At 51.7% G+C, this 2,792-nt stretch carries 2 protein-coding genes; both read right to left on the bottom strand.

Annotated elements, in window-relative coordinates; genetic code table 11:
- Positions 1-14 precede the first annotated feature (14 nt).
- Entirely contained in the window at positions 15-1,931 is a 1,917-nt protein-coding gene (locus ACFHPP_RS30775; RefSeq protein WP_437167033.1) for a hypothetical protein, read from the bottom strand.
- Positions 1,931-2,659: a hypothetical protein gene (locus tag ACFHPP_RS30780; protein ID WP_437167034.1), complete on the bottom strand. Its 729-nt coding sequence runs from the start codon at positions 2,657-2,659 to the stop codon at positions 1,931-1,933. The genes ACFHPP_RS30775 and ACFHPP_RS30780 overlap by 1 nt, the downstream gene beginning before the upstream one ends.
- Positions 2,660-2,792 lie beyond the last annotated feature (133 nt).

Genomic DNA, 2,792 nt, shown 5'->3' on the forward strand with positions numbered 1-2,792 from the left:
CATCTATCAATGTCTTATTGCAATGGACCTCGGGTTGGCGCTAAGCGACGCAGGTCAGAAAGGAAGGCTTCGTCTGTTGCCGCCTCTCTAGGCAGAAACCATGCGTCTCGGGACAGATCGAATACATTGCATTCTTTAAATCTTTCTTGCAATGTGCGTTCAGCCGTGGTCGTTGCCGCTCGTAAATTCTCTTGCAGGACACGCCGCAACGAGGATTCTGGTCCTTGAAGGGCTTCTTTTATAATGGGGCTGCTTATCAGATTTCGGTATCCCGATATAGTGCGCCCTAGGAGCAGTTCGCAAATAAGTTGTTCTTTTTCGTCATCAGAATTAACTGACGGGAGTTTTGACGTGTACGCATCTACAAGGCGCATGCTTTCCAGCGTCGGTTCATCCAGCCCCGAATGGCCAGACGCGACTACATGACGAAATTCGGCCAGTTTCTCGACCGCCTGCTCTGTCATGCCTAACTCAATCAGCACATCTATGTATCGACCTAGGATACGGGCGTGAGAACCTAATGTTGGCGCTCCCCCGGCCTGATTGCGTAGGGCTCGGTTGTAGTAGTCCGCAAAGGCATCTCGATCGTCCCCGCGGACCAGTAGGTCACCCATGTAAGCTAGCATGTCTGGTAGGTCAGGAGCCGCTCGAAGGATCGGGAGATAGGCTCTATATGCTGACAAAATGCGGCCGCTTAACATCTCGGAATCGCTTCGCATTACGAAGGGAGCTATGCCAAGCAGAACCTCACGGGGAGGAGTTTCCCGCTCTCCAACCTGAGACTTCACAAAGCTTAAAAATCTGGTTTCAAGGGAAGCAAATTCATTTTGCTTGCGGTCAGCGTCCAGAGCTTCCGCAGATGAACGCAGTAGCCTTAAATCGGAAGCGCTACTCGCCCCTGAGTCCAAGAATAAGAACATCGCCCAAGCAATTTCGTAAAAACGGGCGACTTCTGGGCTATCATAAAACTCGTACGACGGCATTTGCAGCAGGGCTGATATCGTTGACCCATCTCCCAAATTCATATTTCTAACTCTGTTGAGGATGGAATACTCAGATGGAGATAAAAGGGAATTCCTGTTTATTTCTTGAATGGCGCTGGAAAGCTGGTTAGGCTCAGAGCCGTGCTGACGAGCAGCCAATGGATAAAGTAGTTCTAGGCGCTCTAGCCTTCCGACGGCATATTGAGCCTGACCCTCCGCAAAAAAAGGGGACAAAAAATAATATTTTCCACTTCTCGATTGCAACACATGGACATATTCGTGAAAAAACGTCCTCATCACGGAGCGTCGAAGTGCGACAAGAGCGGCTGCGCCGCGCTCCGTCTGGTCGCGATACTTACCGGTGGGCGGGTATAGTCTTTCTAAGACCTGCCCGGGCAAAAATGTCGAGACTGTCTCGGTTGAGGGGTCATAATGTCCATTCCTCGCTTCTTCGCCGCGCGCACCCGTAGCAGCCGCCATAGCTTCCTGGCTGGTGTAGATTGTGATGTTCAACGGATTAGGTGAGCGTGCTATCGGGTTCAAATCTGCTAAGGCACGCGTCATTAAAAGATTTGAATTCGTATAAAACTGGAGAGTGTAAGTGACAGCCGATGGGACAGAAAATGGTCCGCTAGAAAGTGCCAACTCTCTTGTCGGCCATCCAGCAGCGCCCGTGGTATTCTGCTCAAATATATTTTCAATAATAGCGCGCGCGTCTTGGCCTGCGGCTTTCATCCGTTCGTCGAACGAGCCAAAGAGGCTCGGAATTTCAGTGCTAACCCTCAGTGTCCCGATTGGACTCTCAATCTGAACAGGAGTCCCGAGGCCGACTTCAGCCGGACTGGCGGCGTCAACTCCCGGCGAGTGGCTTGCGTAAAAACCCAGGCAAATAGCAGCCGAAGCAAACGCCATCTTAGGTAAGGAGGGTCGCCTCATCAAGCAGAACATCAGTTTGGCCTCCTCTCAAGTATTTCTAACAAACTGTTCAGTCTGTCCGTTTTGTCTGGGAGCGACCCAAATCTACTTATACTCACCCCAGAGAGTCTGGTTGTAAATTCTACCGAGTCTCTGGGTTGCCGCGGGATTGCAAGCTGGTTCTCCGCGCTGCTTCCTTTAACTACATAGGTCAAGCGGGCGCTCTCGACTGAGGTTTCACCCGCGTAATAAAGCAACACTGAACTGTCTGGGTGAACAGTTCCAACATCTGCAATCAAACTGTCTCCGTTTCTTAGGGAAACCTTTTCGTACGCACTCGCCGTAAGATTTTGGAGCAGAAGAAACCGCACTTCCTGATTTCTCAACGCGATCGGCGGAAGTCGGCGCTGCTCCTCGCGAAAAGCAGTCCATGAAGGCGTATTCAGGAAAACTGACTTACCAAACGTTGTAGTCAAAATGTCCGTGCTTCTGCTAAGTTCTTGAAGGGCGGCTGCGTCAAGGCCGTTCATCACCACCCGCGCAATATGTGGCCCAGGTTGCGCAACTGCGTCTTGGTTGAATTTCTGATATGCTAAGAGCCCGTTGATACTTAGCGAAACAATTGCAATAAACGCAAGCAACCATTCGCGCATGCTGGATGCCGCCGACTTCATTTCCGTTACAGGCTCCGGTGAATCGAATGATGCGCTATCGCCGCTCGGCGCTGTGGCCTTCGCAGACGATGTGTGGGTGTCGTCCATCGGCTAGTGTACCCATCTACGGACCCGGATCGTGCGTTTGGGAGATAACTTCCCCAACTGAAGCACTCCGAGAGCCGCGGGTGGGGTGATCTGTTCGTGATCCGGGGAGCCGGTTTATACGAGGTCGACGCCC

The sequence above is a fragment of the Falsiroseomonas sp. E2-1-a20 genome (assembly GCF_051433195.1).
GTDB lineage: Bacteria > Pseudomonadota > Alphaproteobacteria > Acetobacterales > Acetobacteraceae > Falsiroseomonas.

Coding starts and splice junctions, on each gene's coding strand:
- ACFHPP_RS30780 (WP_437167034.1), bottom strand. CDS start 2,659: ATGGACGACACCCACACATCGTCTGCGAAGGCCACAGCGCCGAGCGGC.
- ACFHPP_RS30775 (WP_437167033.1), bottom strand. CDS start 1,931: ATGTTCTGCTTGATGAGGCGACCCTCCTTACCTAAGATGGCGTTTGCT.